General features: G+C 62.6%; 22 protein-coding genes. 7 read left to right on the top strand and 15 right to left on the bottom strand.

The genetic code is table 11. The annotated features are described in order from the left end of the window. Positions 1-61: 61 nt before the first annotated feature. Positions 62-640, top strand: a complete 579-nt coding sequence (locus tag EAY64_RS10045) for a thioredoxin domain-containing protein (protein ID WP_199105249.1) — start codon at positions 62-64, stop codon at positions 638-640. A 203-nt stretch (positions 641-843) separates the two neighbouring features. Continuing rightward, entirely contained in the window at positions 844-1,074 is a 231-nt protein-coding gene (locus EAY64_RS10040) for a hypothetical protein (RefSeq protein WP_103524640.1), read from the top strand. Between the two features lie 195 nt (positions 1,075-1,269). Here EAY64_RS10040 and EAY64_RS10035 read toward each other — a convergent pair whose 3' ends face one another. From EAY64_RS10035 to EAY64_RS09990, 10 genes are all read right to left on the bottom strand, one after another. Further along, on the bottom strand, positions 1,270-2,274 hold the full coding sequence (locus EAY64_RS10035; RefSeq protein ID WP_103524639.1) for an NAD(P)H-dependent glycerol-3-phosphate dehydrogenase: 1,005 nt from the start codon (positions 2,272-2,274) through the stop codon (positions 1,270-1,272). A 3-nt stretch (positions 2,275-2,277) separates the two neighbouring features. Continuing rightward, positions 2,278-2,724, bottom strand: a complete 447-nt coding sequence (locus EAY64_RS10030; RefSeq protein ID WP_103524638.1) for an SH3 domain-containing protein — start codon at positions 2,722-2,724, stop codon at positions 2,278-2,280. Next, positions 2,724-3,176 (bottom strand): protein-export chaperone SecB, encoded by a 453-nt coding sequence (secB, locus tag EAY64_RS10025; protein WP_103524637.1) that lies wholly within the window; start codon positions 3,174-3,176, stop codon positions 2,724-2,726. Before secB ends, EAY64_RS10030 begins: the two co-directional genes overlap by 1 nt. 148 nt (positions 3,177-3,324) lie before the next feature. Next, positions 3,325-3,582 (bottom strand): glutaredoxin 3, encoded by a 258-nt coding sequence (grxC, locus tag EAY64_RS10020; RefSeq protein ID WP_103524636.1) that lies wholly within the window; start codon positions 3,580-3,582, stop codon positions 3,325-3,327. A 29-nt stretch (positions 3,583-3,611) separates the two neighbouring features. Beyond that, positions 3,612-5,033, bottom strand: a complete 1,422-nt coding sequence (gene dacB / locus EAY64_RS10015; RefSeq protein ID WP_103524635.1) for a D-alanyl-D-alanine carboxypeptidase/D-alanyl-D-alanine endopeptidase — start codon at positions 5,031-5,033, stop codon at positions 3,612-3,614. After that, the gene (locus EAY64_RS10010) at positions 5,033-7,207 is read right to left on the bottom strand and encodes a primosomal protein N' (protein ID WP_103524634.1); all 2,175 of its coding nucleotides are present in this window, start codon (positions 7,205-7,207) and stop codon (positions 5,033-5,035) included. The genes dacB and EAY64_RS10010 overlap by 1 nt, the downstream gene beginning before the upstream one ends. A 487-nt stretch (positions 7,208-7,694) precedes the next feature. Continuing rightward, complete coding sequence (hemE, locus tag EAY64_RS10005; protein WP_103524633.1) at positions 7,695-8,756, bottom strand: uroporphyrinogen decarboxylase; 1,062 nt, start codon at positions 8,754-8,756, stop codon at positions 7,695-7,697. Between the two features lie 15 nt (positions 8,757-8,771). Beyond that, on the bottom strand, positions 8,772-9,737 hold the full coding sequence (locus tag EAY64_RS10000; RefSeq protein ID WP_103524632.1) for a fatty acid desaturase: 966 nt from the start codon (positions 9,735-9,737) through the stop codon (positions 8,772-8,774). Positions 9,738-9,827: 90 nt separating this feature from the next. After that, a complete protein-coding gene (locus tag EAY64_RS09995) occupies positions 9,828-10,349 on the bottom strand; it encodes a chromate transporter (RefSeq protein ID WP_103524631.1) in 522 nt (173 codons plus the stop codon). Further along, positions 10,346-10,906 (bottom strand): chromate transporter, encoded by a 561-nt coding sequence (locus EAY64_RS09990; protein ID WP_103524630.1) that lies wholly within the window; start codon positions 10,904-10,906, stop codon positions 10,346-10,348. The genes EAY64_RS09995 and EAY64_RS09990 overlap by 4 nt, the downstream gene beginning before the upstream one ends. A gap of 76 nt (positions 10,907-10,982) precedes the next feature. Between EAY64_RS09990 and gcvA the strand changes: the two genes are divergently transcribed. Continuing rightward, the gene (gene gcvA, locus EAY64_RS09985) at positions 10,983-11,870 is read left to right on the top strand and encodes a transcriptional regulator GcvA (RefSeq protein ID WP_103524629.1); all 888 of its coding nucleotides are present in this window, start codon (positions 10,983-10,985) and stop codon (positions 11,868-11,870) included. Between the two features lie 12 nt (positions 11,871-11,882). Here the strand turns inward: gcvA and EAY64_RS09980 are convergent, their stop codons facing one another. The 4 genes from EAY64_RS09980 to mltA all read right to left on the bottom strand — a co-directional run bounded on the left by EAY64_RS09980 (position 11,883) and on the right by mltA (position 18,379). Next, positions 11,883-12,737 (bottom strand): transporter substrate-binding domain-containing protein, encoded by an 855-nt coding sequence (locus EAY64_RS09980; RefSeq protein ID WP_103524628.1) that lies wholly within the window; start codon positions 12,735-12,737, stop codon positions 11,883-11,885. A gap of 134 nt (positions 12,738-12,871) precedes the next feature. Beyond that, positions 12,872-15,988, bottom strand: a complete 3,117-nt coding sequence (locus EAY64_RS09975; protein ID WP_103524627.1) for an efflux RND transporter permease subunit — start codon at positions 15,986-15,988, stop codon at positions 12,872-12,874. A gap of 9 nt (positions 15,989-15,997) precedes the next feature. After that, positions 15,998-17,080, bottom strand: coding sequence for an efflux RND transporter periplasmic adaptor subunit (locus EAY64_RS09970; RefSeq protein WP_226034194.1), 1,083 nt, complete (start codon positions 17,078-17,080; stop codon positions 15,998-16,000). Between the two features lie 51 nt (positions 17,081-17,131). After that, positions 17,132-18,379, bottom strand: coding sequence for a murein transglycosylase A (mltA, locus tag EAY64_RS09965; RefSeq protein ID WP_103524625.1), 1,248 nt, complete (start codon positions 18,377-18,379; stop codon positions 17,132-17,134). Between the two features lie 266 nt (positions 18,380-18,645). On the opposite strand from mltA, the gene EAY64_RS09960 reads away from it, so the two are divergent. Next, positions 18,646-18,945 (top strand): BON domain-containing protein, encoded by a 300-nt coding sequence (locus tag EAY64_RS09960; RefSeq protein ID WP_103524624.1) that lies wholly within the window; start codon positions 18,646-18,648, stop codon positions 18,943-18,945. Between the two features lie 418 nt (positions 18,946-19,363). Further along, positions 19,364-20,479 (top strand): porin, encoded by a 1,116-nt coding sequence (locus EAY64_RS09955; protein ID WP_103524623.1) that lies wholly within the window; start codon positions 19,364-19,366, stop codon positions 20,477-20,479. 67 nt (positions 20,480-20,546) lie between these two features. On the opposite strand, the gene lysA is transcribed toward EAY64_RS09955, so the two are convergent. Beyond that, positions 20,547-21,782 carry a diaminopimelate decarboxylase gene (gene lysA, locus EAY64_RS09950; RefSeq protein WP_103524655.1) on the bottom strand — a complete coding sequence of 412 codons (1,236 nt, stop codon included), beginning with the start codon at positions 21,780-21,782 and terminating at the stop codon, positions 20,547-20,549. A 119-nt stretch (positions 21,783-21,901) separates the two neighbouring features. Between lysA and EAY64_RS09945 the strand changes: the two genes are divergently transcribed. Both EAY64_RS09945 and EAY64_RS09940 read left to right on the top strand, forming a co-directional pair. Further along, positions 21,902-22,816 (top strand): LysR family transcriptional regulator, encoded by a 915-nt coding sequence (locus EAY64_RS09945; RefSeq protein ID WP_103524622.1) that lies wholly within the window; start codon positions 21,902-21,904, stop codon positions 22,814-22,816. A 286-nt stretch (positions 22,817-23,102) separates the two neighbouring features. Further along, on the top strand, positions 23,103-24,298 hold a 1,196-nt coding region (locus EAY64_RS09940; RefSeq protein WP_103524621.1), incomplete at its 3' end, for a methyl-accepting chemotaxis protein.

Here is a 24,298-nt window from a genome sequence, read left to right as displayed (position 1 = left end):
GGCGAATCGGCCTTGTATTTGGCGCAGTGCTGTCCACCATGAAAGGATAAGGAGGCAGCGCATGCACGATTTCATACTGCAGTATGGCGACGAAGCCATTCCGGTGAGCGGGGAATTCCCGCAGCCGGACAGTTATCTGCCCAGCTTCATGCTGGTGGATGAATACAAACGCGATATTGCACTGGAGGCTTTTGCCGGCCAGCCCAAGGTCATTCTGACCCTGCTGTCGCTGGATGAGGACGAACACGGCGGCCTGGCGCTGCTGCGGGACACCCGGCGCTTTCTTGAAAGCTGGCCGGCCCTGCAGTTGATCGTGGTCTGTGTCGACTCACCCTCTTCCCTGCTACGCAGCCGCCACGAGCACGGCCTGCCTGGCGTCACCCTGCTGTCCACCCTGCGTGGCCGCGATTTTCACAAGCAATACGGCGTGCTGGCCAGCGGCTATCCGCTCAGTGGCTATACCGCGCCGGCCATCCTGATTGCCGACGGCGACAATGTCATTCTCTACGCAGAGCGCTTGCGCCTCAGCAATGGCCGTTTCAATCAGCACGAGATAGCCTTACGGCTGCAGCAAGCAGCGCCGCCAGATGACAGCCCTGCGCCCCCTGCCGGCACAGACGGTAGTAGCAACCCGTCCTGAGTCAGCAAGAGTAAGGAATGCTGTCGCGGTGACAGCCACCGGCCGGTGTCGACTATGCGCACCGGCCTAAGTTCCGTCTTATTAGACACCAATGGTAAACAAATGATTTAAATAAATGGTATTTATTGAACATATTGCCAAAAATATACTGTCCCCAAGCTGCAGAACACAGCAGACAACCTCTCTTCAGCAAAGAATACAGTATGAAAACCCTGGCCATCGCCCTGATTACCCTGATCACCAGCAGTGCAGCATTTGCCCATGATGTAGACAACAAGCCGCCGACACCGGCCAGCGTCAGCGCCTGGCAGGCCGAGCAGCAAGCCATCCGGAATGACTTTGCCAAACTGCCGGCTGCCGAACAGCAGCGCATCCAGAACATCAATGCCTACTGGGATGCGCAAAGCCTGCGCGAGAACCAACGCACGCACTAAGAGCTGCTAACAAAAAAACTGCTACGGCCTTGCACCTGCGGGCCGTACTGCTTGTACTGTCTTGGACGGCACGCCTTGCCCCAGTGACGCTGCGCCATTTTGTCAGCCACATCAGGCCTGCAGTAGTCCCCATCGCTGCCAGGGCATGAAAAAAGCCTCCATCATGGAGGCTTTTCAATTGGTACACGGCAAGCATCAATCCAGCGCGCCGCCACCTTCGGACTTGGGCGCACGGCTCAACAGCCCTTCCACTACCCGGTGCGGATCATTGCCCTGATACAGCAGGCCGCACACCGCTGCGGTAATCGGCATTTCCACTTCCAGCCTTTCCGCCATGGTCAGCACTTCGCGGGCGGTGCTGACACCTTCGGCCACATGGCCCAGCTCCGCCAGAATGGTTTCCAGCGATTTGCCTTCGGCCAGTTTCAGGCCTACCTGGCGGTTGCGCGACAGGGCGCCGGTGCAGGTGAGAATGAGATCACCCATGCCGGACAAGCCCATCATGGTTTGCTGGCTTGCACCCAGCGCACTGGCCAGCCGGGTGATTTCCGCCAGGCCACGGGTGATGAGCGCAGCGCGGGCATTCATGCCAAAACCCAGCCCATCGGCTACACCAGTGGCAATGGCCATCACGTTCTTGACGGCACCACCGACTTCAACCCCCACCAGATCTGCATTGGCATACAGCCGCAGCAGCGGGCTGTGCAGCTCACGCGCAATGCGCCGGGCAAACTCGCCGTCATCCGCGGCAATGGTGACCGCAGCCGGCAGGCCTTCCGCCACTTCGCGGGCAAAGCTGGGGCCGGACAACACACCGCAGGGATGGTCAGCCGGCAATTCTTCGGCCACCACCTGATGCGGCAGCAGGCTGGAACCGGTTTCGAAACCCTTGCACGCCCACAAGATGGGCGGCAGCGCAGAAGACAGCGCCGTCAACGCCCGCAAGGTCGGCCGCAGGCCCACGATGGGGGTGACGATAAGAATCAGTTCGGCGCCATGGATGGCGCGGGGCAATTCCGCAGTCAGCGTGATGCTGTCGGGAAAGGGGCAGTCCGGCAGATAACGGCGATTGACACGCTCGGCCGCCATTTCCGACATCTGGGCGGCATCGCGCCCCCACAGGCTGACATCATGATGACGGGCAAACGCCAGCGCCAGCGCGCTACCCCATGCCCCACTCCCCAGAATGGCCAGTTTCATGGTTTACAGGCCCCACAGATCGGTAATGCGGGCATAGCCGCTGCTGCCGTCGCGGTGCTTGACCTTGACCCAGCCATCCTTGGGCGCTTCCTGCCATTGCAGCACGCCATCGCGGGCCACGCTGAACACGGGCTGGCCATCAGCCGAGGCCGTGGCGCGCACCACGGCCTGGTCGGCCGTCACCAGCAACCAGCGCTGGCCGGACAAGGCCGCCTGCGGAATCCAGGCAATGCCGCCAGTGGCGTCACGCACGCGTGACCACTCTTTCTGGCTGGACAGCACTTCCACCGGATAATAACGGCTGACCAGGAACAGCTTTTTGGCACTCAATGTGGGCGCCTCGTACAGCGCCACACCGGTTTCCTTGACCGAACGGAATTCCAGCGCCTGCGCCGGCAAGGCATACAGCCCGGCCAGCACGGCGGCAGCAGTGACGAGGCGGCGCAGCATCAGGCGTTGCCGGCTTCGGCTTGCTGGGCGCGCTGCTGCATGTACAGCGCTTCGAAGTTGATCGGCGACAGCAGTACCGGCGGGAAGCCAGCACGGTTCACCAGATTGGAAACGGTCTCACGGGCATAGGGGAACAGGATGTTCGGGCAGGCCACGCCAAGAATCGGTTCGATGTCTTCGACCGGCACGTTTTCAATGCGGAAGATACCGGCTTCGGTCACTTCGCACAGGAACATGGTTTTTTCCGGCAGCTTGGCAGTCACGGTCACGGTCAGTGCCACTTCATAGAAGCCTTCATCGATCTGCTTGCCTTCGCTGGCCAGCTGCATGTCGATTTCCGGCTGGGCCGCTTCCAGATAGACCTGCGGTGCATTCGGCACTTCCAGGGACAGATCTTTTACGTAGATTTTTTCGATGGAGAATACCGGTTGCAGCTCTTGTTGCTCGCTCATGTCTCAGTCTCGCTGATGGCCGCCCCGGGCGGCCGGTTGCAAAGGAAAATCAGGTTTGCATCATCGCATGAAAGCACGGTGTGCGGCCAGTGCGGCCCAACGGCAATGGGCTATCGCAGCAGACGACTCCGTGCTTGCTTGATTGGCGTCAATCGGCCAGCAGCACGTCCAGCTTGCCGGCCTGGTTCAGTGCCACCAGATCGTCGCAGCCGCCGACATGGGTGTCGCCGATGAAGATTTGCGGCACGGTGCGCCGGCCGGTGCTGCTCATCATGCGATCGCGTGCCGCATCGTCCAGATCAATGCGGATTTCCTCGATGCCGGTCACACCCTTGCTGGCCAATACTTGCTTGGCGCGGATGCAGTAGGGGCAGACCGCCGTGGTGTACATGGTGACGTGTTTCATGACAAAACCTGTTTGATGCGTGGTGGGATTCAGGGCTGCATTATAGCTTCTGCCGGTGCCAACTGGCTGCTATCCGGCGCGCTGCGATCGAAGCGGTGGATCAGATCCGCCACGATGCCATCCAGTGCCGGCCCCATCGCCAGTGCCCGCGGGCTGTTGATGATGGCGACAATGGCCAGCCGCCGCCCGTCGGCAGCCTGCCAGTAACCGGCCAGCGCCTTGACGTCCTTCAGCGTGCCGGTTTTCATGCGCAGCCGCGGGCCAATGCTGGCAAAGCGGCGTTTGAGCGTGCCGTCCTCGCTGGCGACAGGCAGGCTGGCCAGCAACTCGCCAGCATAGGGGCCACGCGCCGCATTCAGCAGCACCTGACCGAGCAAGCGTGCCGACACGCGCTCGCGCCGCGACAAACCACAGCCGTTTTCCAGCACCAGTGCTTCGTCGGAAATATGCTGCTCGGCCAACAGGCGGCGTACCGCGCGCTGGGCGGCGGCCGGGGTATCGCTGCCGCCCTCCTCCCGCCCCAGTGTCAGATAGACGGTGCGCGCCATGGTGTTGTTGCTGTATTTGTTGATATCGTTCAGCGCCACGGTAAGCGGCTCGGACTGGAATTGCGCCAGCGTGCGCGCCCCAGCCGGTGCCGGTGCTAGCGCCACGCCTTGCGGACCGCTGCCACCCAGTTCGGCCCACAGCGCAGCAAACGACTGGGCAGCAAACTCATTGTGTTCCAGTACATTCACATAGGCCTGACTGCCATCACAGGCGCTGGGCAGCTTGCCGCTAACCTCGACCTGCCCGCCTTGCTGGCGGATTTGCACCCATTGCCGGACATCCGGGCAAGCAGCGGAACCGCCGGCACTGCTCAGCCTTGCCTGCAGGCTGACACCAGCCAGTGGCGGATCCAGCACCACCCTAGCGCCATTGGCATCATTGAAAAAGCGCAACCAGGCCACTTTCAGGCCGGTGAGATGGGTGTCCGGCTCAACGGTGAAGGACTTGCCCTCGTCGCCAGCGAAATTTTCTGCCGTGCCTATGCTGCTGAAAGCGCTCTTGTCCAGCAGCAACCGGCCGTCGATGCGCTGTACGCCACGCTGGCGCAGGCCGCGCAGCAGCTCTTGCAGATTGGCCGTGCTGAAGCGTGGATCGCCCGCCCCCACCCACACCAGATCACCCTGCAATACGCCGTTTTCCAGCGGTGCTGCCGACACCAGCCGTGTCGTCCAGCGGTAGCCGGGCTTGAGGCGGTTGAGTGCGGTCCAGCTGGTCAGCAGCTTCATGGTGGAAGCCGGATTGACCGCTGCATCGGCACGCAGGCTGGCCAGCTCGCCACTGCCTTCTACTGGCGCGGCCCAGATAGCCACTTCTTCGGGCTTTAGTCCGTGCAGATCCAGGGTTGCGGCCCCCGTGGTACTGGCCAGCAGCATCAGGGCAATAGCGGGTAGGACTGACTTCATTACATCTCCTGCGGATCGATATCGAGCGACCAGCGCAAGCCACGGCCGTGCTGGCGCGCCTGGGCGTCCAGCAACGGGGGCAGTTGATCAAGAAAACGGTGCAGGGCCTGGCGATTGGCCGACTCCAGCACCAGTTGCGCACGTTCGCGATTGGCCAGCCGCACCATCAGCGCGGGAGCCGGGCCGGATATCAGCACCTCGGCCGCCAATACCTGCACCTGCTGGCGGACGTGAGTGAGAAAGGCGCTGGCGCTGGCCAGCTCGGGGGCATCGGCACGCAGCAGCGCCTGATACACCGCTGGCGGAAAGGCGGCCTGTCGGCGCTCCTGCAGCAAGCTGGCAGCAAAGCCGTCGAAATCATGTGCCACCAGCGCCTGATACAGCGGGTGCTCCGGCCACTGCGTCTGCACCAGCACTTCGCCCGGCGCATCGGCGCGGCCGGCGCGGCCTGCCACCTGGGTGAGCTGGGCGAACAGCCGCTCGGAAGCACGATAGTCGGCCGAGTACAGCCCGCCATCGGCATTGAGCACGGTCACCAGCGACAGGGTGCCAAAGTCATGCCCCTTGGCCAGCATCTGGGTACCGACCAGCATGTCGACCTCGCCGGCATGCACCTTGCGGTAAATCTCGTCCCAGGCCTGCTTGCGCTGGGTGGTGTCGCGGTCGATGCGCAGGATGCGCGCTGTCGGGAACAAACGTCCCAGTGCCGACTCCAGCCGCTGTGTGCCCTCGCCCAGCGGCTTGATGTCCGGTGCGCCACATTCCGGGCAGGCATGCGGGACATTTTCCTCCCAGCCGCAATGATGGCAGCGCAGCTTGCGCTCCAGCAGGTGCAGCACCAGCCGGGTGGAGCAGCGCGGGCAACCGCTGGTCCAGCCGCAATCGGTACAGGCCAGCACCGGGGCAAAACCACGGCGGTTGATGAACACCAGGCTCATTTCCTGACGCTCCAGCCGCGCCGCCAGCGCCTTGATCACCGGATCGGACAAGCCCTCGACCAGTTTGGCGCGACGGGTATCCACCAGCCGCACCGTGGGTAGGCGTGCCGCACCGTGGGCGCGCTGATTGAGCTTGAGCTGGCGGTAGCGGCCAGCCTCGACATTGGCCACGCTTTCCAGGCTGGGCGTGGCGCTGCCCAGCACGATGGGAATGCCGGCGCGGCGTGCACGCCAGATCGCCAGATCACGCGCATGGTAGCGCAGGCCGTCCTGCTGCTTGAAGGAGCCGTCATGTTCTTCATCCACCACAATCATGCCCAGCCGTGGCATGGGGGTGAACACCGACAGCCGGGTACCGATGATGATGTCGGCCCGCCCCTGCCAGGCATCCAGCCAGTTGCGCAGGCGCTCGCCCTCGGCCAGCTGGCTATGCTGCACCGCAATGCGGCTGGCGGGAAAGCGCTGGAGGAAGCGTTCGATCAGTTGCGGGGTGAGGTTGATTTCCGGCACCAGCACCAGCACCTGCTGCCGCTGCGCCAGACAGAACGCAATGCGCTGCAGATAGACTTCGGTCTTGCCGCTGCCGGTAATGCCATGCAATAGCCAGGCCTGGAAACCAGCCGGCTCACGGCTCAAGGCATCCAGTGCCGCCTGCTGGTCGGCATTCAGCTGTGGGCTGGGGCCCAGCTCTAGCGGCTGGATTTCCGGCTCCAGCCTTTGCACCAGGCCTTCGGCCAGCCAGTCGGCCAGGATCTTGCCCGCCTGCGGGGTAATCTGCCGCGCCTGCTGCTGGCTGAGCGGGCCATCGCCCAGCGCCTGCCACAAGGCCAGCCGCGCCCGTTGCCGTGCAGCCGGCATCGCAGCCAGGCCCGCATCAGTCAGGCCATAGGGACGCTCGTCCGGCGGGGTGATATCGCGCGCCTCGCGCAGCCCGGTGGGCAGAGCAGTAAACAGGGTCTGGCCCAGCGGGAAGTGATAGTAGGCGGCCGCGAATTCGGCCAGGGCGAGGAAATCGGCCGACAAGGGGGGCAGGCTGTCGAATACCTGCTCCACCTGCTTGAGCTGGCTGTCCGGCAAACCCTCGGGGGGTATGCCAGTGACAACCACGCCACACAACTGGCGATTACCAAAGGGAACAGCCACCCGCTGACCGGGGCTGACTGGAAAATGAGACAGGTAGGTAAATGCGCCAAATAGGGGCAGATCGACCACCACCTGAACTCTCTGAAGACCCACGGCAATTTTCCCTTTTACATCAAACCCAATTCCGACAAGGCTTTGCGCGATCTATGCACAGAAGCTGTGGATATCTTTGTGAACAACTCGCTTGCTGGCCAAGGAAAGGCTATTAAATCAGCATTTCCACTAGATTGCACAAAAATTAATCAGCAAAATAAGTTGTTGTTTTTCAATCACTTACAATCAGCGCACTAATATTGCCCAGTGGGCTTGACAAGTCTGCACAGCCACAGTTCCCAGTGTGAATAACTCTGAGAACACCACCGGACAAAGCTGTCAACACCCCTTTGTTCAGCAGGGCAAAAAACGTCGGCCATGCTACTGCAAGTCCGTCCCGGCTGGGGCTATACCCCGCTACCCGCAATGAATGAAACTGCTGATAAATCAGGCTGTTTTGAGAAATATCTTTGCAACAAAGCGGGAATTGATCAGGCGGTACTTGCAAATGCCAGCGGCCGGGGCAGGCACCCCGGCCGTAGCACGCTTACTGGTGAAAGGGACGGGACAGGCGATGCACCGCCGCTACCAGGGCGGCGGCATGCTCGGGGTCGGCATGCTGGGAGATGCCGTGGCCCAGATTGAAGACATGACCGGAACCCTGACCATAAGCGGTCAGAATGCGGCCGGCCTCGGCCTCGATGGCGGCCGGCGAGCCAAACAGTGCGTTCGGGTCGAAATTGCCTTGCAGGGCGACCTTGTCACCGACGCGGGCACGCGCCAGACCGATATCGGTAGTCCAGTCCAGACCCACGCAGTCGGCACCGATGGCAGCAATCTCTTCCAGCCACTGGCCACCATTCTTGGTGAACACGATGACCGGCACACGGCGGCCATCGGCTTCGCGCTTGAGACCAGCCACGATGCGCTGCATATAGGCCAGCGAAAATTCCTTGTAGGCTGCATGGCTGAGCGCACCGCCCCAGGTGTCGAAAATCTGCACGGCTTGGGCACCGGCATCGATCTGGGCATTCAGGTAATCGGTCACGGTCTGGGCATTGACCGCCAGAATGTGATGCAGCAATTCCGGACGGCTATACAGCATGGCTTTGACGTTGCGGAAATCATCCGAGCCACCGCCTTCGATCATGTAGCAAGCCAGGGTGAAGGGGCTGCCGGAAAAACCGATCAGCGGCACGCGGCCGTCCAGCGCCTTGCGGATGCTGGATACGGCATCGAACACGTATTGCAGCTTGTCCAGCACCGGTACGCTCAGGGCGCGGATGGCGCTTTCATCGCGCAGCGGACGCTCGAACTTGGGGCCTTCGCCTTCGGCGAAATACAGGCCCAGACCCATGGCATCCGGTACGGTGAGGATGTCGGAGAACAGGATGGCTGCATCCAGCGGGAAACGCTCCAGCGGCTGCAGGGTGACTTCGGTGGCGTAATCCGGGCTGGTGCACAAGCCCATGAAGCTGCCGGCGCGGGCGCGGGTGGCGCGGTATTCCGGCAGGTAGCGCCCAGCCTGGCGCATCATCCAGATGGGGGTGTATTCAACCGGCTCCTTCAGGAGCGCGCGCAGGAAAGTATCGTTCTTGAGCTGGGTCATGATGGTATGGGCTTGCTAGCTTGGCGTAATGGAATCAGCCGGCATTATACCTGTCCCTGCCTTGCGCCGGGGTATTACCGGCAGGCCGGTGGCTGGCATCACGCGCCACTGGCGCAGGCAGATGGCCTGAGCAAAACGGCCATCCCACTGCAGCCGGGCAGAGACGAAACGCTGTGGCAGCGCCTGCCAGCACAGCTGTGGCCACAGGTGGTGCACACCGCGCAAATGGCTGTTGAGCAGACACAGGCCCAGCCAGCGCGGCAAGGCCAGATTGGCGGCGCGGCGGGCATCGCCCAGCGGCTGGCCGGCAAAGCAGGCATGATCGGTCAGCGAGATCAACAGCGCCCGCGCCAGCAAGGCCAGCCACAGCATCCAGTCATTCGCGCCATAAATCAGCAATGACAAGCCGGGCAAGAGCCAGGCCAGCAGCGCATCCAGCCGCGCACCGTGTCGCTGCCGGCTGCGCCACAGACGACGCTGCAGCAAGGGGAACAAGGGGGCGCGTCCGGCCAGCCAGCGCCAGCGGCCGCTCGCCGGACAAAACAGCAGCAACAGGCTGCCGGCCAGCGCCATCAGATAGGCCACACCACACAGCCGCAGCCACAGGTAAAGCCGGCGCAGCCAGCCCGCTTCCTCGCCCGGTTCATACACCTCCACCCGACAGGCCGCACTGCGGCTGTAACGGTGATGCAGATGATGCGCCTGCCGCCATACCTCGAAGGGAATGCCCAGGCTGATGCCCAGCAGCCGTCCGGCCAGCCGGTTGTAACGCGCGGAGGGCAGCAGCAGGCCATGCACGGCTTCGTGCAGCAGCTGCCAGCGCAGCGGAATCAGCAGCACCGCTGCCACCAGCAACAAGCCATAGGCCGGATGAAACCAGGCCACGGCCAGCGGCACGGCCACCAGTTCCACCAGCCACAAGCGCAGCGCCAGCAGCAGCAAAACCAGATTGAGGCGGACGGGAATGGCAGAGGAAGACATGCGGGCTCCGGCGGCGGCAGTAGCGCGCAGTGTGACGGCTCAGCATGAAACACAGATGACGCTGGCCGCCACCGGCCGCCAAGGCGGCGCTCAGATCCAGCCGGCAAAGCCCAGCAGCGCGCCGCCGGCCAGCAGCCACAGCGGATTGATACGGGTACGCCAGGCCAGCACGGTGCTGCCGGCACACAGCAGCCAGCCAGTCCAATGCTGGTTGGCCGCCTCGCTCATCAACATGGCACTACCGGCCACCAGGCCGATGGTCAGCGGTGCCAGGCCGCGCTCGATGGCGCGGCGCCACGGCGAGGCATGCCAGCGCTGCCACAGCTGCGCCACGTAATAGCACAGCAGGGACGAGGGGCCACACATGCCCACCGTGGCGGCGCAGGCCCCGGCCAGGCCTGCCACCTTCCAGCCGATCAGGCTCACCACCAGCACATTCGGCCCTGGTGCCGCCTGGGCAATGGCAAACAGCGCGGCAAATTCCTGGCCGCTCATCCAGTGATGGCTTTCCACCACGTAATGATGCATTTCCGGAATCAGGGTAATGGCTCCACCCACTGCCATCAGCGAGAACACGGAAAAACTGGCCAGCAGCGACAGCAGCAGCATCATGATTTATCTCCTGCCCGCCCACGTTGCCGCGCCAGCCATACCGATACCGGAGCCAGTACCAGCAACACCAGCAGCAACGGCCAGCGCAGCACGCCAACAGCAATAAAGGTAAGTACGGCCAGCAAGACGGCCACGGCATGGCGCTCGATTTTCGTCCCCATGCGCAGCGCCATGGCCAGCAGCAGGCCGGCTGCCGTGGAGGCAAGACCGCGCAAGGTACCCTGTACATCCGGCAGGCTCTGGTAGTGGTCGTACAGCATGGCCATGCTCAGCACGATCACCAGCGGTGCCAGCATCAGGCCGGCCACCGCCAGCCAGGCACCGGCCACGCCGTGAAAGCGCGAGCCGATGGCGATGGACATGTTGACGATATTGGGGCCAGGCAGAATCTGCCCCAGGCCGAGCAGTTCGGTGAATTCTTCTTCACTCAGCCAGCGGCGTTGCTGCACCAGCATGCGATGGGCCAGTGGCAGCACACCGCCAAAACCGCTGAGTCCTATGCTGAAAAAGCCCAGGAACAACTGGCGGCGGCTAGGAATGATCGTGGATGGAGTCATGTTGCAAGCCTAGCCGGCTCCAGCCCAATCAACAAACGAGTTTTTATGGCTTTCCATGTGAGCTAAACTCACTTGCATGAACCGACGCCTGCCTCCGCTTAATGCGCTGAAAGCCTTTGAAGCCGCTGCCCGCCACGGTAATTTCAGTGCCGCTGCCAGTGCACTGTATGTGACACATGGTGCCATTAGCCGCCAGATCCAGCAGCTGGAGCAGTGGCTGGGCGTGGAGCTGTTCGAACGCCATGGCCGCCGGGTACGGCTGTCGGTGGCCGGCCAGTCCTACCTGCCGGCGATTCAGGCGGCACTGGACAGCATTGCCGCTGCCACCGAAAAGCTGACCGCACGCAAGCAGGGGCGACGGCTGAATATCAATGTCACCCCCACCCTGGCCATGCACTGGCTGCTGCCGCGACTCACCCGCTTCCAGCTGCGCTATCCCGGCGTCGAGCTGCGGCTGGCGACTTCCGATGCCAGCATCAACAACCAGAATGCCGATTTCGACATCGCCATCCGCCGTGGCAAGGATCACTGGCATGGCTTTGTCTCGCACGCCTTCCTCACCGAACGCGAGATTCCGGTATGCAGCCCGGCCCTGCTGCAACGCCTGCCCATCCGCCAGCCGGCCGATCTTGCCGCCCACACCTTGCTGCATGCGGAAACCCGGCCGGTGGCCTGGGCGCGCTGGCTGGCCGCCGCCGGTGTACCAGCCTTGCAATCAGCAGCGGATCAGCATTTTGATCATTACTACCTGGCCTTGCAGGCGGCGGTGGACGGACTGGGGGTGACACTGGGGGCACTGCCGGTCATCGAAAGCGAACTGGCCAGCGGCAAGCTGGTCGCTCCGCTGGCCGGGCCGGAAATCACCGTACGCGGCTATTCCTGGGCGGTGCCACAAGCGCTGGTGGGCGATGAACTGGTGACAGCCTTCTGCAACTGGCTGGAAGAAGAAGGCGGCCAGCACTGAGGCCGGCAGCCTTCAGGGGCGATACCACAGCCTGGCATCCTGCAAGGGGGTGCCCGGTGGCAGCAGCGGATTATCCAGCTCGATCAGCGTGCGCTTGGCCAGCGCCAGCCCGGCCAGCTCCTGGGCGTTATAGCGCAGGAACAGCTGGTTGAAACGGCCGTCCTGCACGGCCATGCGCAAACCTTGTTCCAGGCGGGCCGCCAGCTGCGGCTGATGCGGGCTGACAAAGAAATACATGGCGGTGGGATAACGCAGCAGCAGGTGACGATCGATCACCAGCCCCTGCGCCACCGGCAGGGCCGCCTCGCGCTGCACTTCCATCACACTGCGCGGGAAATAGTCGAAACGCTTGCGCTGCAACATGGGGAAAAGATTGCCATAGTCCTGGCTGGTCAGCACTTTCAGGCCGGCACTGCGCAAGATGGTGGTGTCCGGCCAGTCGTCCACCTGCCCGGCGACCAGGCGCGCCAGTTGCTGCCGATTGCGGATACCGGCCAGCAAATCCGGCTGGTCGGCCGGCACCAAGGCCACGCGCCAGCCAATCAGCCCCTTGTCCAGCGGAATGCGAATGGGCAGCGCCTTGTGCTCACGCTCATTGCTGGTCATGCCCCAGAACAGGTCGATGCCACCATCGGGCTTGGCCAGCTGCACCAGGGCGCGCGACTGGTTCATGGCGCTGGCGGCCAGCAACTGGCAGCGCAACCGGGCTTCGTCACAGGCCAGTTGCAGCAAGGCCAGCATATAAGGCCGATGCGGATCGCTCAGCCCGGAAACCATGGCATAGCGCACCGGCTGTACCGGCACGCCCGCCAGGCTGTGGGCACTCAGCAGCAGGGACAACAACAGGGTGGCAAGTGGCTTGGTCATGGCAGCTACCTTGGTGTTTATTCATACTGTTATAACAGATGCATCAAACCATCACTGCCATGCGGCAGTGCGGTATTGCAGTGTAGACAGCCGCCTGGCCGATCACCTTGCCATCCTGACTGTATGGCCAGTGGCTAAGCCAGGTGCTTGCTGCTCCCTGTTGGTGCCAGCCGCCGCCGCAGCCATTGCCGCAAACCATCCAGATAGCTGTAGACCACCGGCAGCACAATCAGCGTCAGCAGGGTGGAGCTGATCATGCCGCCGATGATGGCATGCGCCATCGGCGCCCGGCTTTCCGCCCCTTCGCCACCGCCCAGCGCCATCGGCAGCATGCCGAAAATCATCGCCAGGCTGGTCATCATGATGGGACGCAGCCGGACCCGGCCGGCTTCGATGATGGCCTCGCTGCGCCCCAGACCCTCGCGCCGCGCCTGATTGATGAAATCCACCAGCAGGATGCCGTTCTTGGCCGACAGCCCCATCAGCATGATGATGCCGATGACCGAGAACATATTGAGCGTGGAGCCGGTCAGCCACAAAGCGAGGAATACACCGACGAAGGCCAGCGGCAGCGCTACCATGATGGCCAGTGGCTGGGTAAAGCTGCGGAACTGCGCCGCCAGAATCATGTAAATGAAGATCACCCCCATGGCCAGTGCCTGCAAGGCATAGCCCAGGGATTCTTCCATGTCGCGGCGCTCGCCCTCCTCGGCCAGCACCACGCCGGGCGGCAGCTTGAGGGCTGCGGTAATCTTGCTGATGTCGGCAAACACCGAACCCGGGTCGCGCCCGGCGATATTGCCGGTGACGGTCACCTGGCGCAGCAGGTCGACGCGGTCGATCTGGCGCGGGCTGAGGCCGGGGCTGAGCCGCGTCACCGTGGACAGCGGCACCATGCTGGCTGCGCCATTGGCGTCTGGCCGCCCGGCCACGGTAATGATGTCCAGCAACTCATTACGCCGCTCGCTGCGCGGCACTTGCAGCAATACATCGTAATTTTCGCCATCCGGTGCTTCCCAACTGCCCACCACATCCCCGGCCAACAGCTGTGACAGCGTGCTCCCCACCCGGTTGAGATCCACGCCCAGGCTGGCCGCCGCATCGCGGCGGATTTCCAGCTTGAGCGCCGGGTCGGCATCGGACAGGCTGCTTTGCAGATCGCCCGCCCCTTTTACCGTTGCCAGCTGTTTGATCAGGGCCGTGGCTGCCGCATCCAGCTCGCTCAGATTACTGCCACGCAGGCCGATATTGATGGGTTTGCCCCCCGGGCCCGACTTGCCCATTTCTTCCAGCGACAGGATTTCCACCCCGGCGACCCGGCTGACGGCAGTGCGCGCCTGCTGCATCACACTGAACAGGCTGTGCTGGCGTGTGCTTTTGCTGCCCAGATCCACCACCAGCTGGCCATCGCTCTTGCCCGAGCCAAAGCTGCCGCTGCCGGCAGTCAGCTGAATGGACTGCACTGCTGGCAGCCGGCGCAGCAAGGCTTCCAGCTCGCGCCCCTTGCTGGCGGTGTAATCCAGCGCAGAACCGGGAGCCGTTTTGTACGATAGCGAAAACTTGCCCTTGTCCTCGCGTGGCATGAATTCGCCACCGATAAAGGGCAGCAGCATGCAGCTGCCCATCAGCAACAGCAGCGCGCCGCTCAGCACCGTCTTGCGATGGCGCAGCGTCCAGCTGATGGCCGTCACATAGTGCGTGGCCAGCCGGTCCAGCGAGCGTTCACAGCCATCCAGCAAGCGCCCCAGCGGGCCGCGATGGCGGTCGCCATGCTGGTGCGGATCAGGCCAGATCGACGACAACATCGGGTCGAGGGTAAAGCTGACCAGCATGGAGATCAGCACCGCCACCGTGACGGTGAGGCCGAACTGGTGGAAAAACTTGCCGATGATGCCGCTCATGAAACCGACCGGCAAAAACACCGCCACCACGGTCAGCGTGGTGGCCAGCACGGCCAGGCCGATTTCATTGGTACCGTCCAGCGCCGCCTGATAATGGCTCTTGCCAAGGTGATGATGGCGCACGATGTTTTCGCGCACCACGATGGCGTCATCGATCAGCAGGCCGATGGATAGCGACAGCGCCATCAGCGTCATCAGGTTCAGGGTGAAGCCCAGTGCCTGCAGCGCAAACAGGGTGCCAATCAGCGCTACCGGCAGGGTAAGGCCGGTAATCACCGTGCTGCGCCAGCTACCCAGAAACAGGAAGACGATGAGCACGGTCAGCGCCGCGCCCTCCAGCAAGCTGGCTTCGACATTGGCCAGCGATTTCTTGACGTCTTCCGACTTGTCGTAGGTAAAGCGCACCTGGGTGCCGGGCGGCAGCTGAGCTTGCAAGTGATGAATCACCTGCTTGACGCCATCGGCCACCTCCACCACATTGGCGCCGCGTGCCGCACGGATATCCATGCCGACGCCGGGCTTGCCGTCGATCAGCGCCAGGCTGTCCGCTTCGGCCTCGGCATCGCTGACACTGGCGATGTCGGACAGGCGAATGGGACTGCCATTGCGATAGCCGGTGACCAGGCTGGCAAAGTCGTCCGGTGACTTGAGTTTGCCGCTGACACGCACACTCAGCTCATTGCTGGCGGTGCTGACGGCGCCGGCCGGGTAGTCGCGGTTACCGGCGCGGATGGCATCGGCCACTTCCTGCAGCGACAGCCCGCTGGCTTCCAGCCGATAGGGATCGACGTCGATGCGGATCTGCCGCTTCACACCGCCCACCACCTTGGCCTCGCCCACCCCGGATACCGTCTGCAGCCGTTTTTTCAGCGTGTTTTCCAGCCAGGTGGTGAGGGTGCGCTGCGACACCTGGCTGGAGCTGAAGCTGACCGACAACAGCGGCTGGTCGTTGGGATTGAATTGCGATACCGATGGCGTGCTGATTTCACGACGGAAGCGGCCCTGTACCCCGCCCACCCGGTCGCGCACATCCTGCACGCCGATAGAGGGGTCTACCGTCAGCGCGAACTCCACCACGATGGTGGAGCTGCCTTCGAAGGAATAGGAACGGATATGCTTGACGCCATTGATGGTGTTGATGGCTTCTTCCAGCGGGCGGGTGACTTCGCTTTCCACCACCTCGGGCGAGGCGCCGCTGTACTGGGTGGTGATGACGGCAACCGGGAAGCGGATATCAGGCAGCTCCTCCACCGGCAGCCGCGACCAGGCAAACAGGCCCAGCACCAGCAAGGTCAGCATCAACACAGTGGCGAAGTAGGGATTGCGCACGCTGATACGGGTCAACCACATGGCAGCTCCTTACTTGAGGCCGGTCGGCAGGCTCACGGCATCGCCGGCCGCCACCCCCAGCAGTGCAGCGGACAGGACCAGCTGGCCGGGCTTCACCCCCTGCAGCGCCACCTTGCGTTCGGTCTGCGACCATAGCAGCACCTGCACCGGCCGCCGCTGCAGCCGGCCCTGCTCCACCAGCATGACCCAGGGCTTGCCCTGCAAGTCCTGCACTGCAGTCTGCGGCAGCACGACCTGCCCTTCCAGCTGGCGCAATACCACGCCGCCCTTGGCAAACTGCCCGGCCTTGAGCCGGCCGTCACGGTTGTCGACGCGGATATAAATCAGAAAACTGCGGGTGCCGCTTTGCGCCACCGGATTGACGCGCACCACGGCACCGCTCAATTCATCCGGCAGGCCTTCCACATTGAAGCGCGCCTGCTGGCCAGGCTGGATGCGGCCTATCCATTGCGCCGGCACTGTTGCACTCAATTCCAGCACGCTGAGGTCGGCAATGGAAAACAAGCGGGCATTCTTGGCAGCGATTTCACCAGGGTTGATCTTGCGCTCATAAACCACGCCGGCAATCGGTGCACGCACCACGCTATCGGCCTGCAGCCGTCTTGCCCGGGCCAGCTGGCTGATCTGCGCCTGCAATTCGCCCTGGCGCACGGTAAATTCGCTCTCGGCCTCGTCATAGGCCAGCTGGGAAATAAAACCTTTTTGCAGCAGCTCGTGCTGCTTGTCCAGCTTGATGCGCGCCAGCTTCAGCCGCGACTGGTTGCCGGCCAGCTGGGCCTGCTGCTCGCTGACCGACTGGTCCAGCGACTCGGAATCCAGCCGCGCCAGCTCCTGCCCCTGCCGCACGGACTCCCCCTCGCGCACCAGCACATCCTTGACTCTGGCCTCCACCTCGGCGGCAATGCTGCTACTTTTCAGCGCGGCCAGCGTGCCGGTAAACGGCAGGGCATCACGCAAGCTCGACAGCTGCGCCACCTCGACATCAGCACGCGCCAGTTCGCGTGCGCCCGCCACGGCGGCGGAGGCCGCCGTCTTGCCGCTGGCCGCCTCCTCCTCGTGCTTGCCACACCCGGCCAGCAGTGCCAACAGCATTCCCCATCCCAGCCAGCTTGCTTTCATCCGTTCTTGTCGTCCGTGTTCATGTCAAGGTGCGGCCGCCATCGACGGCGTCATGCCCTTGGGCAGCAGCATCCACATGCTGCCACTCTGTTTCATGCGGCCCGCATACATGCCGGCCTCGCTGCCATAACCCCAGAACAGGTCGGCACGCACCGCCCCGCGGATGGCGCTGCCAGTATCCTGCGCATGCACCAGCCGCGTCAGTGGCTGCTGGCTGAGCGGCCAGGTGGTGGCCAGATAAACCGGCGTGCCCAACGGAATGTAATGCGGGTCGACCGCGATGCTGTAACCACCGGTCAGCGGTACCCCCAGCGCACCGGCCGGACCGCTGTCACCGCCAGGCAGGGTCTTGAAGAAGACATAGCTGGGATTAACCGCAAACAGCTCCTGCTGCCGGCCGGGGTTGGCCTTGATCCAGCCCTGTATGCCCTGCATCGAGGCGGCAGACAGCGTCAGCTCGCGTTTTTCCACCAGCCATTTGCCTATCGACTGATAGGCATAGCCATTCTGCTCGGCATAGCCGACGTGCAGGAAACTGCCATCTTCCAGCTGAATACGGCCCGAGCCCTGCACCTGCAGGAAGAACAGCTCCACCGGGTCTTCCACCCAGGCCAGCACCGGCGCGCTGGCCACGCCCTTGCCCTGAGCTATCTCGGCCCGGGTGTAATACGGCAGCAGACGGTTACCCGCCAGCCGGCCCTTGAGCTTGTTGCTGCGGCTGTCGACGGGAAAATCCGCCGGATGGATTTCGATCTCGCCCGGCGCGGCCTCACTCTTGCCCGGCAGCAACTGCAGACGATTGCCACCCGCCTTGCGTGCCACCAGCACGCTGCGGCCATGCAGGGCAGACGGGTAATCCAGCACCAGCAGGTCGGCCGGCACCCCATATACCGGATATGGCGTGCGCTCGCTACGGCTGCGGCTGCCATTGAGCAGGGGTTCGTAATAGCCGGTAATCAAGCCACCGCTGCCGCTGCTATCGCGTACGGCCCAGGCATTGAAGCGGCTTTCAAAAAACTGCCGCGTCTGTGCGCCATCACCAGCGGGAATGCGTGCAGCATCGGCACAGATCGTCTGCCAGCCCGGCTTGCGCGCCGTCACCCTGCAGCTTTGCTGCAAGGCCGCCAGGGTGTCACCCATATTCTGCTGCTGCCAGGCCGGCAAGGCTGCCGGGCTCAGCAGGCCGCCATCAACTGGACGCGGCGTGGTAGGCGTGGTGGAACAGGCTGCCAGCCACAATAGTGGCAGCAGCAACAACAATCGTTTCAGCATGGGCGGGAACTTGCGTAATTAAATATCAGGTTGGTGACAGGCTAGTGGCAGCCAGCCGCCATGTTACCGTGCGCGGCACCGCACTGCACGGCCGGGACTGGCCTCTGACCCGGACCCGACAGCTGAGTTCGCCAAATGCACCATTTCATCGAGTCGCAACAAAACTGCAAACAAAGCTGGATAACATGTCGCCACAACACAGTCCACTGGCGATCCATGGCAATGGTCGGCCAGGCCATCACGCTGCTTGAAGCAAGGAGATAACCATGAAGCACCTTTTCGCTCGTTCCGCCCTGTTGGCAACCCTGGCCCTGAACATTGGCTTCGCCCCGCTCATGGCTCACGCCGAAGATGCCGTTCCCACTGACGAACAGCTGGCCACCAATGTGAAGAACGCTCTGGATGCCGATCCGGAACTGAAAGCACTGGACCTGCACGTTGTCAGCAAAAAGCAGGAAGTGACCATCGACGGCAAGATGACCGATGACCAGCAGATGTTCAAGGCTGGCGTCATCGCCGAGAAGGTGCCTGGCGTCAAGTTCGTCATCAACAATATGAATATGTAACTGTGCGGCCCGATCCGGGCCTTGCCTGCAGCCAGCGCCTCCGCCAGCCGGAGGCGTTTTCACATTTTTCCCCAGTTCAGACTCTTCCCGGCAGAGGCCTGAATTTCCCTTACATCCGGATGAATTGGCCAAGACACTGCCCTTATTTGTCCTGGCCCTCTGCCAGACCCGCCGTATTGCCCCGACATTCAGTACAGCAAGCGCGCAAGCTCACCGCCCGGTCTGGCAATAGCGCCGCTCATCTTGCCTGCAATTAAAAGAAAATACGTAAAAATAAACGCAAATTCACGTAAATAATCACTAACGACCCACCCTGCCCTGATGCATTGACGCTGACTCGCCTGCCTTAGCACACTCAGCCCGCCCAGCCTTCCGCCACTGCGGCAATGGCTAGTCCCGTCAATTATCAGGAAAACCCATGAACCCACGCATTCTGGCAGCAGGCCTGGCCTGCACCCTGCCCGCACTCGCTCTGGCCGATGTCTCCATATACGGCTCCGTGCGCGTTGGCATCAACAGCATAAAAAGTACCGATACCCACTACCGCCAGACCACCGGCGTCGACGACTACGGCAGCAAGATCGGCTTCAAGGGCCGTGAAGATCTGGGTAACGGCTTGCAGGCCATCTGGCAGGTAGAAACCGGCATGGCGGTGGATGGCCAGCCCGTCAGCGGCACCGGCAGTGGCCAGCTGGCCAACCGCATGAGCTTTGTCGGGCTGGAGGGCGGCTGGGGCAAATTGCGCGCCGGCTTTATCGATGATGTGCTGACTGATACCGAGTCCACCGACATCATGGCCAGCCCGCGTCGTGACGTGAATGGCGGCATCGCCTACCCGCTATACGAAGCCCGCGATATCTTCGGCAGCAACAACTACGGCGACAGCCGCGCCAAGAACAGCCTGCGCTACGACAGCCCGCGCCTGTACGGTATACAGGGCAGCCTGCAATACGGTGCCGGCGAAAAGCAGCAGGATGGCAAGAGCAGCGGCGACACCTGGGGCTTGCGCCTGACTTATGCCGACAAGGGCTACTTCGCCACTTACGCCTATCTGACCAAGCTCAACAGCATTGCCAGCAACAATAGCGGCGTACACCGACTGGAATTCGGCTACAACGCCAACAATCTGTCACTGGCCGCCACCCTGCAAAAGACCACGCTGTACGGCAATGCCCACAAGAATCTGGACAATAGCGACGACTTCGAGATTCCGGGAATTTGGGAAACCAGCATAAATCGGACCGGCAACAACAAGCTCACCAGCCAGGTGTATGCGCTGAGCGCCGCTTACCGCATGGGCAACTTCAAGCCGATGGCAGTGTATTCGCACCGCCGCCAGGTCAAGGTAGATGGCCAGAGCCTGAACTGGGGCGCCAATCAGTGGGCCATCGGCACCGAGTACTACCTGAGCAAAACCAGCTGGCTGCAAGCCGGCTATGGCCAGGTCAGACAAAACGCTGGCGGCCAGCGTGCACTGGGACTGGAGCAGCCGGATGCCAACACCAGCTGGCTGATGCTGCGCAAGGAGTTCTGAGCGCGCTCAATAGCTGCACATGAAAAAGCCCGCCGTTACGGCGGGCTTTTTTGCCAGGATCGCTCGCTTACAGCGCTTCCAGTGCCAGCAGCTCGGCCATGGTCTGACGGCGACGGATCAGTCGCGGCCCCGCCTCATCCAGCAATACCTCGGCCAGCAGCGGACGGCTATTGTAATTGGACGACATGGTGGCACCGTAGGCACCGGCATCGTGGAACACCAGCCAGTCGCCCACCACCGCCGGCGGCAAGTCACGGCTTTCCACCACACCGCCCTCCTGCTGGGTAAACACATCACCCGACTCGCACAAGGGGCCGGCCACCACGGTAGCGACCTGACCGGTTTTCTCCTGACCGCTGCGCTCCAGCACGGAAATTTCGTGGTAGCTGCCATAGAGCGAAGGGCGCATCAGGTCGTTGAAACCGGCATCCACCAGCACAAAATGCCGGCTGCCCATGGCCTTGACCGCACGCACTTCGGCAATCAGCGCACCGGCCTCGGCCACCAGGAAGCGGCCCGGCTCGATTTCCAGGCGCACGGCATGGCCCAGCAGCTGTTCCACCTGCTTGCGAGCAGCGTCCCACAGCTGGAAATAATGCTCGGTATCGATACGGCTATCGCCATCGCGATAGGGAATGGACAGGCCACCACCAGCCGAAATGGCCTCGATATCCTGCCCCAGGCTGCGCACCAGCTCCACCATGGCACCGCATACCTGCTGCAGATGGCCATAATCCACCCCGGAGCCGATATGCATGTGGATGCCCACCAGCTTGAGGCCGAACTCGGCGATCACCGCCAGTGCCTGTTGCAGATCGGCATGCCAGATGCCGTGCTTGCTGTTTTCACCACCGGTATTGGTCTTGTGGCTGTGGCCATGGCCAAAACCGGGGTTGATGCGCAGCCACACCCGGTGACCCGGCGAGCGTTCGCCCAGCTGACGCAGCATGTCGATGCTGCCCGCATTCACCACGATGCGCTCGGCCACCACCTGCTCCAGCGTGGCGCGGTCCAGCACATCGGCGGTGAATACCACCTCGGACGGCTCGGCGGAGGACAGGTCGTAACCCGCCTGGCGCGCACGCTCGATCTCGCCCAGCGACACCGCATCCACCATCACACCCTGCGCACGCATCAGGCGCAGGATATGGGTATTGGAATTGGCCTTCTGTGCATAGCGGATGACGTCGAACTGCTTGAGCTGGGCAATGCGGGCGCGAATCACCGCAGCATCGTATACCCACAGCGGGGCGCCGAATTGTTCGGCCAGGGCGGCAAGTTGGGGGGCGGCAAAAGTTTTCATGGCATTCCATTCAATGATGGCCATGATACTGCCGCAGCGGGCGACTAAAATAAAATATCAATTTATCACAAGGTCTTTCATTTATGATATGACCTACCCCGAGCAAACCGAGCCCTGTCATGTCCTTCAACCTGCGCCATGTGGAAATCTTCCACGCCATCATGACCACCGGCAGCGTCACCGAAGCCGCAGCCTTGCTCAACAGCTCGCAGCCCACCGTCAGCCGCGAACTGGCCAGACTGGAACAACTGAGCGGGCTCACCCTGTTCGAACGCGTGCGCGGCCGGCTGCGCCCCACCCTGCAAGCCTTGCAGCTGTTCGAAGAAGTCGAGCGTTCCTATCTGGGCCTGGAACGCATCGTCAGCACTGCGCAGGCACTGCGCCAGTTCGACCATGGCCAGTTGTCCATTGCCTGCCTGCCCATGTTCTCGCAGGCGGTGCTGCCCACGGTCTGCCAGCGTTTTCTGACGCGCTATCCCAAGGTCAGACTGAATATTGCACCGCAAGAATCGCCGCTGCTGGAAGAGTGGCTGGCCGCACAACGCCATGATCTGGGCCTGACCGAAAGCCAGCGCCAGCCTGCCGGCACCAGTCAGCAACAGGTGTTCTGCGCCGATGAAGTCGCGGTACTACCCAGCGGCCACGCACTATGCAACAAGCCGGTGCTGGCGTTGGCCGATTTCACCGGCCAGCCCTTCATCAGCCTGTCGGCCAGCGACATCTACCGCCAGCAGCTGGACAGCCTGTTTGCCGAACAACAAGTACAGCGGCAACTGGTGCTGGAAACCCACAGCGCGGCCTCGGTGTGCAGCATGGTGCGGCAGGGCATAGGCATTGCCGTGGTCAATCCGCTCACCGCGCTGGAATTCGCCAGCCAGGGCGTGGTGGTCAGAAAGCTGGCAGTTTCCCTGCCCTTCCGCGTACATCTGGTGCGGCCCTTGCACCGGCCCGCCTCCGCCCTGGTCGACAGCTTTGCCCAGCTGTTGCAGCAGGTACTGCAAGAGGTAAGCCAGCGCATGGCCAGCGTCGGCTAACCGCAGCGGGCAACAATGCTGCTACCGCATGCGGCCCCCTGCCCCCCCTTGTGCCATCGGCATCGGCGCGCCTTGCATCAGGTAAGCACGGCGATCTTGCTGGCCGCGCCAAGCTGCCATCCCTTTGCCTAGAGTCAAGCAATAGCCGAAGAAAAAATATGGCATTCGAATTTTTCGACTATACCGCTTAAAGAGACAATACCGGCCGGTGCCGGTTTGCGGCCCTAGTCTTGCCCATCTTCGCCGCGCAGCACACCGGACGGAAACATTGCTCAGGGAGCCCGTCATGCGCAACAACCAGCCTGTCACCCACCACGAGTTATTCCTGCATCCGCAGCGCCCCATCGTCACCAAGACCGACCTCAAGGGGGTGATCACCTATGCCAACCGTGCGTTTATCGATATCAGCGGTTTCAGCGAAAGCGAACTGATCGGTCAGCAACACAATGTGGTACGCCACCCCGACATGCCACCAGAAGCCTTTGATGACATGTGGCAAACCATCCAGGCCGGCCATCCCTGGCGCGGGCTGGTCAAGAACCGCAGCAAGCAGGGGGATTTTTACTGGGTGGATGCCTATGTCACCCCGATTCGCGAAAACGGGCAGGTCACCGGCTATATGTCGGTACGCAGCGCCCCGGACAAACAGCAATGCCAGCAGGCCGAACAGCTCTATGCTGATGTGCGTGCCAAGCGCGCCAGCTTTCCGGCCACACGCCAGCAGCAGTCACTGAGCATGCGGGCCCTGTTGTGGCTAGCCATGCTGCCGCCCATCATCGCCTTGCTGACGGAGTACATGCTGGCGCCAAGCATGCTGCGCCATTTTCTGAACAGCGCCAGCATCATCTGGCTGATTGGTGCTGCGCTGCTGATTTACCAGCGCCTGGCAGCGCCGCTGGAACTGGCGCAGCAAGGCCTGGCCAGATTGTCCGAAGGCAATTTCAAGGAGCCGATTGCACAACAGGGCTGCCAGGACATGCGCCAGATGCTGGAAATGCTGGAGACCATGCGCATCAATACCCGCGCCGTACTGGCCGACGTCGTGGTGGGGGCACACGATATCAGCCAGGCCGCCACCGCTACCCATACCGAGGCCAGTCAACTGCAGCAGCGCGGCGAACACACGCTGGCTGGCATCACCCGGGTGGCGGCGGCACTGGAACAGCTGTCGGTCTCGGTCAATGAGATCTCCATCACCACCCGCAGCGGCGCCGATCATGCCAGCACCGCCAACCAGCTGGCCGATCAGGGCGAGGACAAGATGCAGCAGACTCGCCAGGTCACGCGCGAGGTGATGGGAGAATTCCAGACCACGCGCGATGCCATTCTGGTCCTGGAAAAATCAGCCGAGGAAATCGGCTCGGTCACCTCGGTCATCAAGGAAATCGCCAACCAGACCAATCTGCTGGCCCTGAATGCAGCCATCGAAGCCGCCCGCGCCGGCGAGCAGGGCCGTGGTTTTGCCGTGGTGGCCGACGAAGT

The organism is Aquitalea palustris (assembly GCF_003693445.1).
Lineage (GTDB): Bacteria > Pseudomonadota > Gammaproteobacteria > Burkholderiales > Chromobacteriaceae > Aquitalea > Aquitalea palustris.
This window is presented reverse-complemented; position numbering and strand designations above follow the sequence as displayed.

Bases quoted from the DNA above. Each gene is read 5' to 3' on its own strand.
- EAY64_RS10045 (WP_199105249.1), top strand. From the start codon at position 62: ATGCACGATTTCATACTGCAGTATGGCGACGAAGCCATTCCGGTGAGC.
- EAY64_RS10040 (WP_103524640.1), top strand. From the start codon at position 844: ATGAAAACCCTGGCCATCGCCCTGATTACCCTGATCACCAGCAGTGCA.
- EAY64_RS10035 (WP_103524639.1), bottom strand. From the start codon at position 2,274: ATGAAACTGGCCATTCTGGGGAGTGGGGCATGGGGTAGCGCGCTGGCG.
- EAY64_RS10030 (WP_103524638.1), bottom strand. From the start codon at position 2,724: ATGCTGCGCCGCCTCGTCACTGCTGCCGCCGTGCTGGCCGGGCTGTAT.
- secB (WP_103524637.1), bottom strand. From the start codon at position 3,176: ATGAGCGAGCAACAAGAGCTGCAACCGGTATTCTCCATCGAAAAAATC.
- grxC (WP_103524636.1), bottom strand. From the start codon at position 3,582: ATGAAACACGTCACCATGTACACCACGGCGGTCTGCCCCTACTGCATC.
- dacB (WP_103524635.1), bottom strand. From the start codon at position 5,033: ATGAAGTCAGTCCTACCCGCTATTGCCCTGATGCTGCTGGCCAGTACC.
- hemE (WP_103524633.1), bottom strand. From the start codon at position 8,756: ATGACCCAGCTCAAGAACGATACTTTCCTGCGCGCGCTCCTGAAGGAG.
- EAY64_RS10000 (WP_103524632.1), bottom strand. From the start codon at position 9,737: ATGTCTTCCTCTGCCATTCCCGTCCGCCTCAATCTGGTTTTGCTGCTG.
- EAY64_RS09995 (WP_103524631.1), bottom strand. From the start codon at position 10,349: ATGATGCTGCTGCTGTCGCTGCTGGCCAGTTTTTCCGTGTTCTCGCTG.
- EAY64_RS09990 (WP_103524630.1), bottom strand. From the start codon at position 10,906: ATGACTCCATCCACGATCATTCCTAGCCGCCGCCAGTTGTTCCTGGGC.
- gcvA (WP_103524629.1), top strand. From the start codon at position 10,983: ATGAACCGACGCCTGCCTCCGCTTAATGCGCTGAAAGCCTTTGAAGCC.
- EAY64_RS09980 (WP_103524628.1), bottom strand. From the start codon at position 12,737: ATGACCAAGCCACTTGCCACCCTGTTGTTGTCCCTGCTGCTGAGTGCC.
- EAY64_RS09975 (WP_103524627.1), bottom strand. From the start codon at position 15,988: ATGTGGTTGACCCGTATCAGCGTGCGCAATCCCTACTTCGCCACTGTG.
- EAY64_RS09970 (WP_226034194.1), bottom strand. From the start codon at position 17,080: ATGCTGTTGGCACTGCTGGCCGGGTGTGGCAAGCACGAGGAGGAGGCG.
- mltA (WP_103524625.1), bottom strand. From the start codon at position 18,379: ATGCTGAAACGATTGTTGTTGCTGCTGCCACTATTGTGGCTGGCAGCC.
- EAY64_RS09960 (WP_103524624.1), top strand. From the start codon at position 18,646: ATGAAGCACCTTTTCGCTCGTTCCGCCCTGTTGGCAACCCTGGCCCTG.
- EAY64_RS09955 (WP_103524623.1), top strand. From the start codon at position 19,364: ATGAACCCACGCATTCTGGCAGCAGGCCTGGCCTGCACCCTGCCCGCA.
- lysA (WP_103524655.1), bottom strand. From the start codon at position 21,782: ATGAAAACTTTTGCCGCCCCCCAACTTGCCGCCCTGGCCGAACAATTC.
- EAY64_RS09945 (WP_103524622.1), top strand. From the start codon at position 21,902: ATGTCCTTCAACCTGCGCCATGTGGAAATCTTCCACGCCATCATGACC.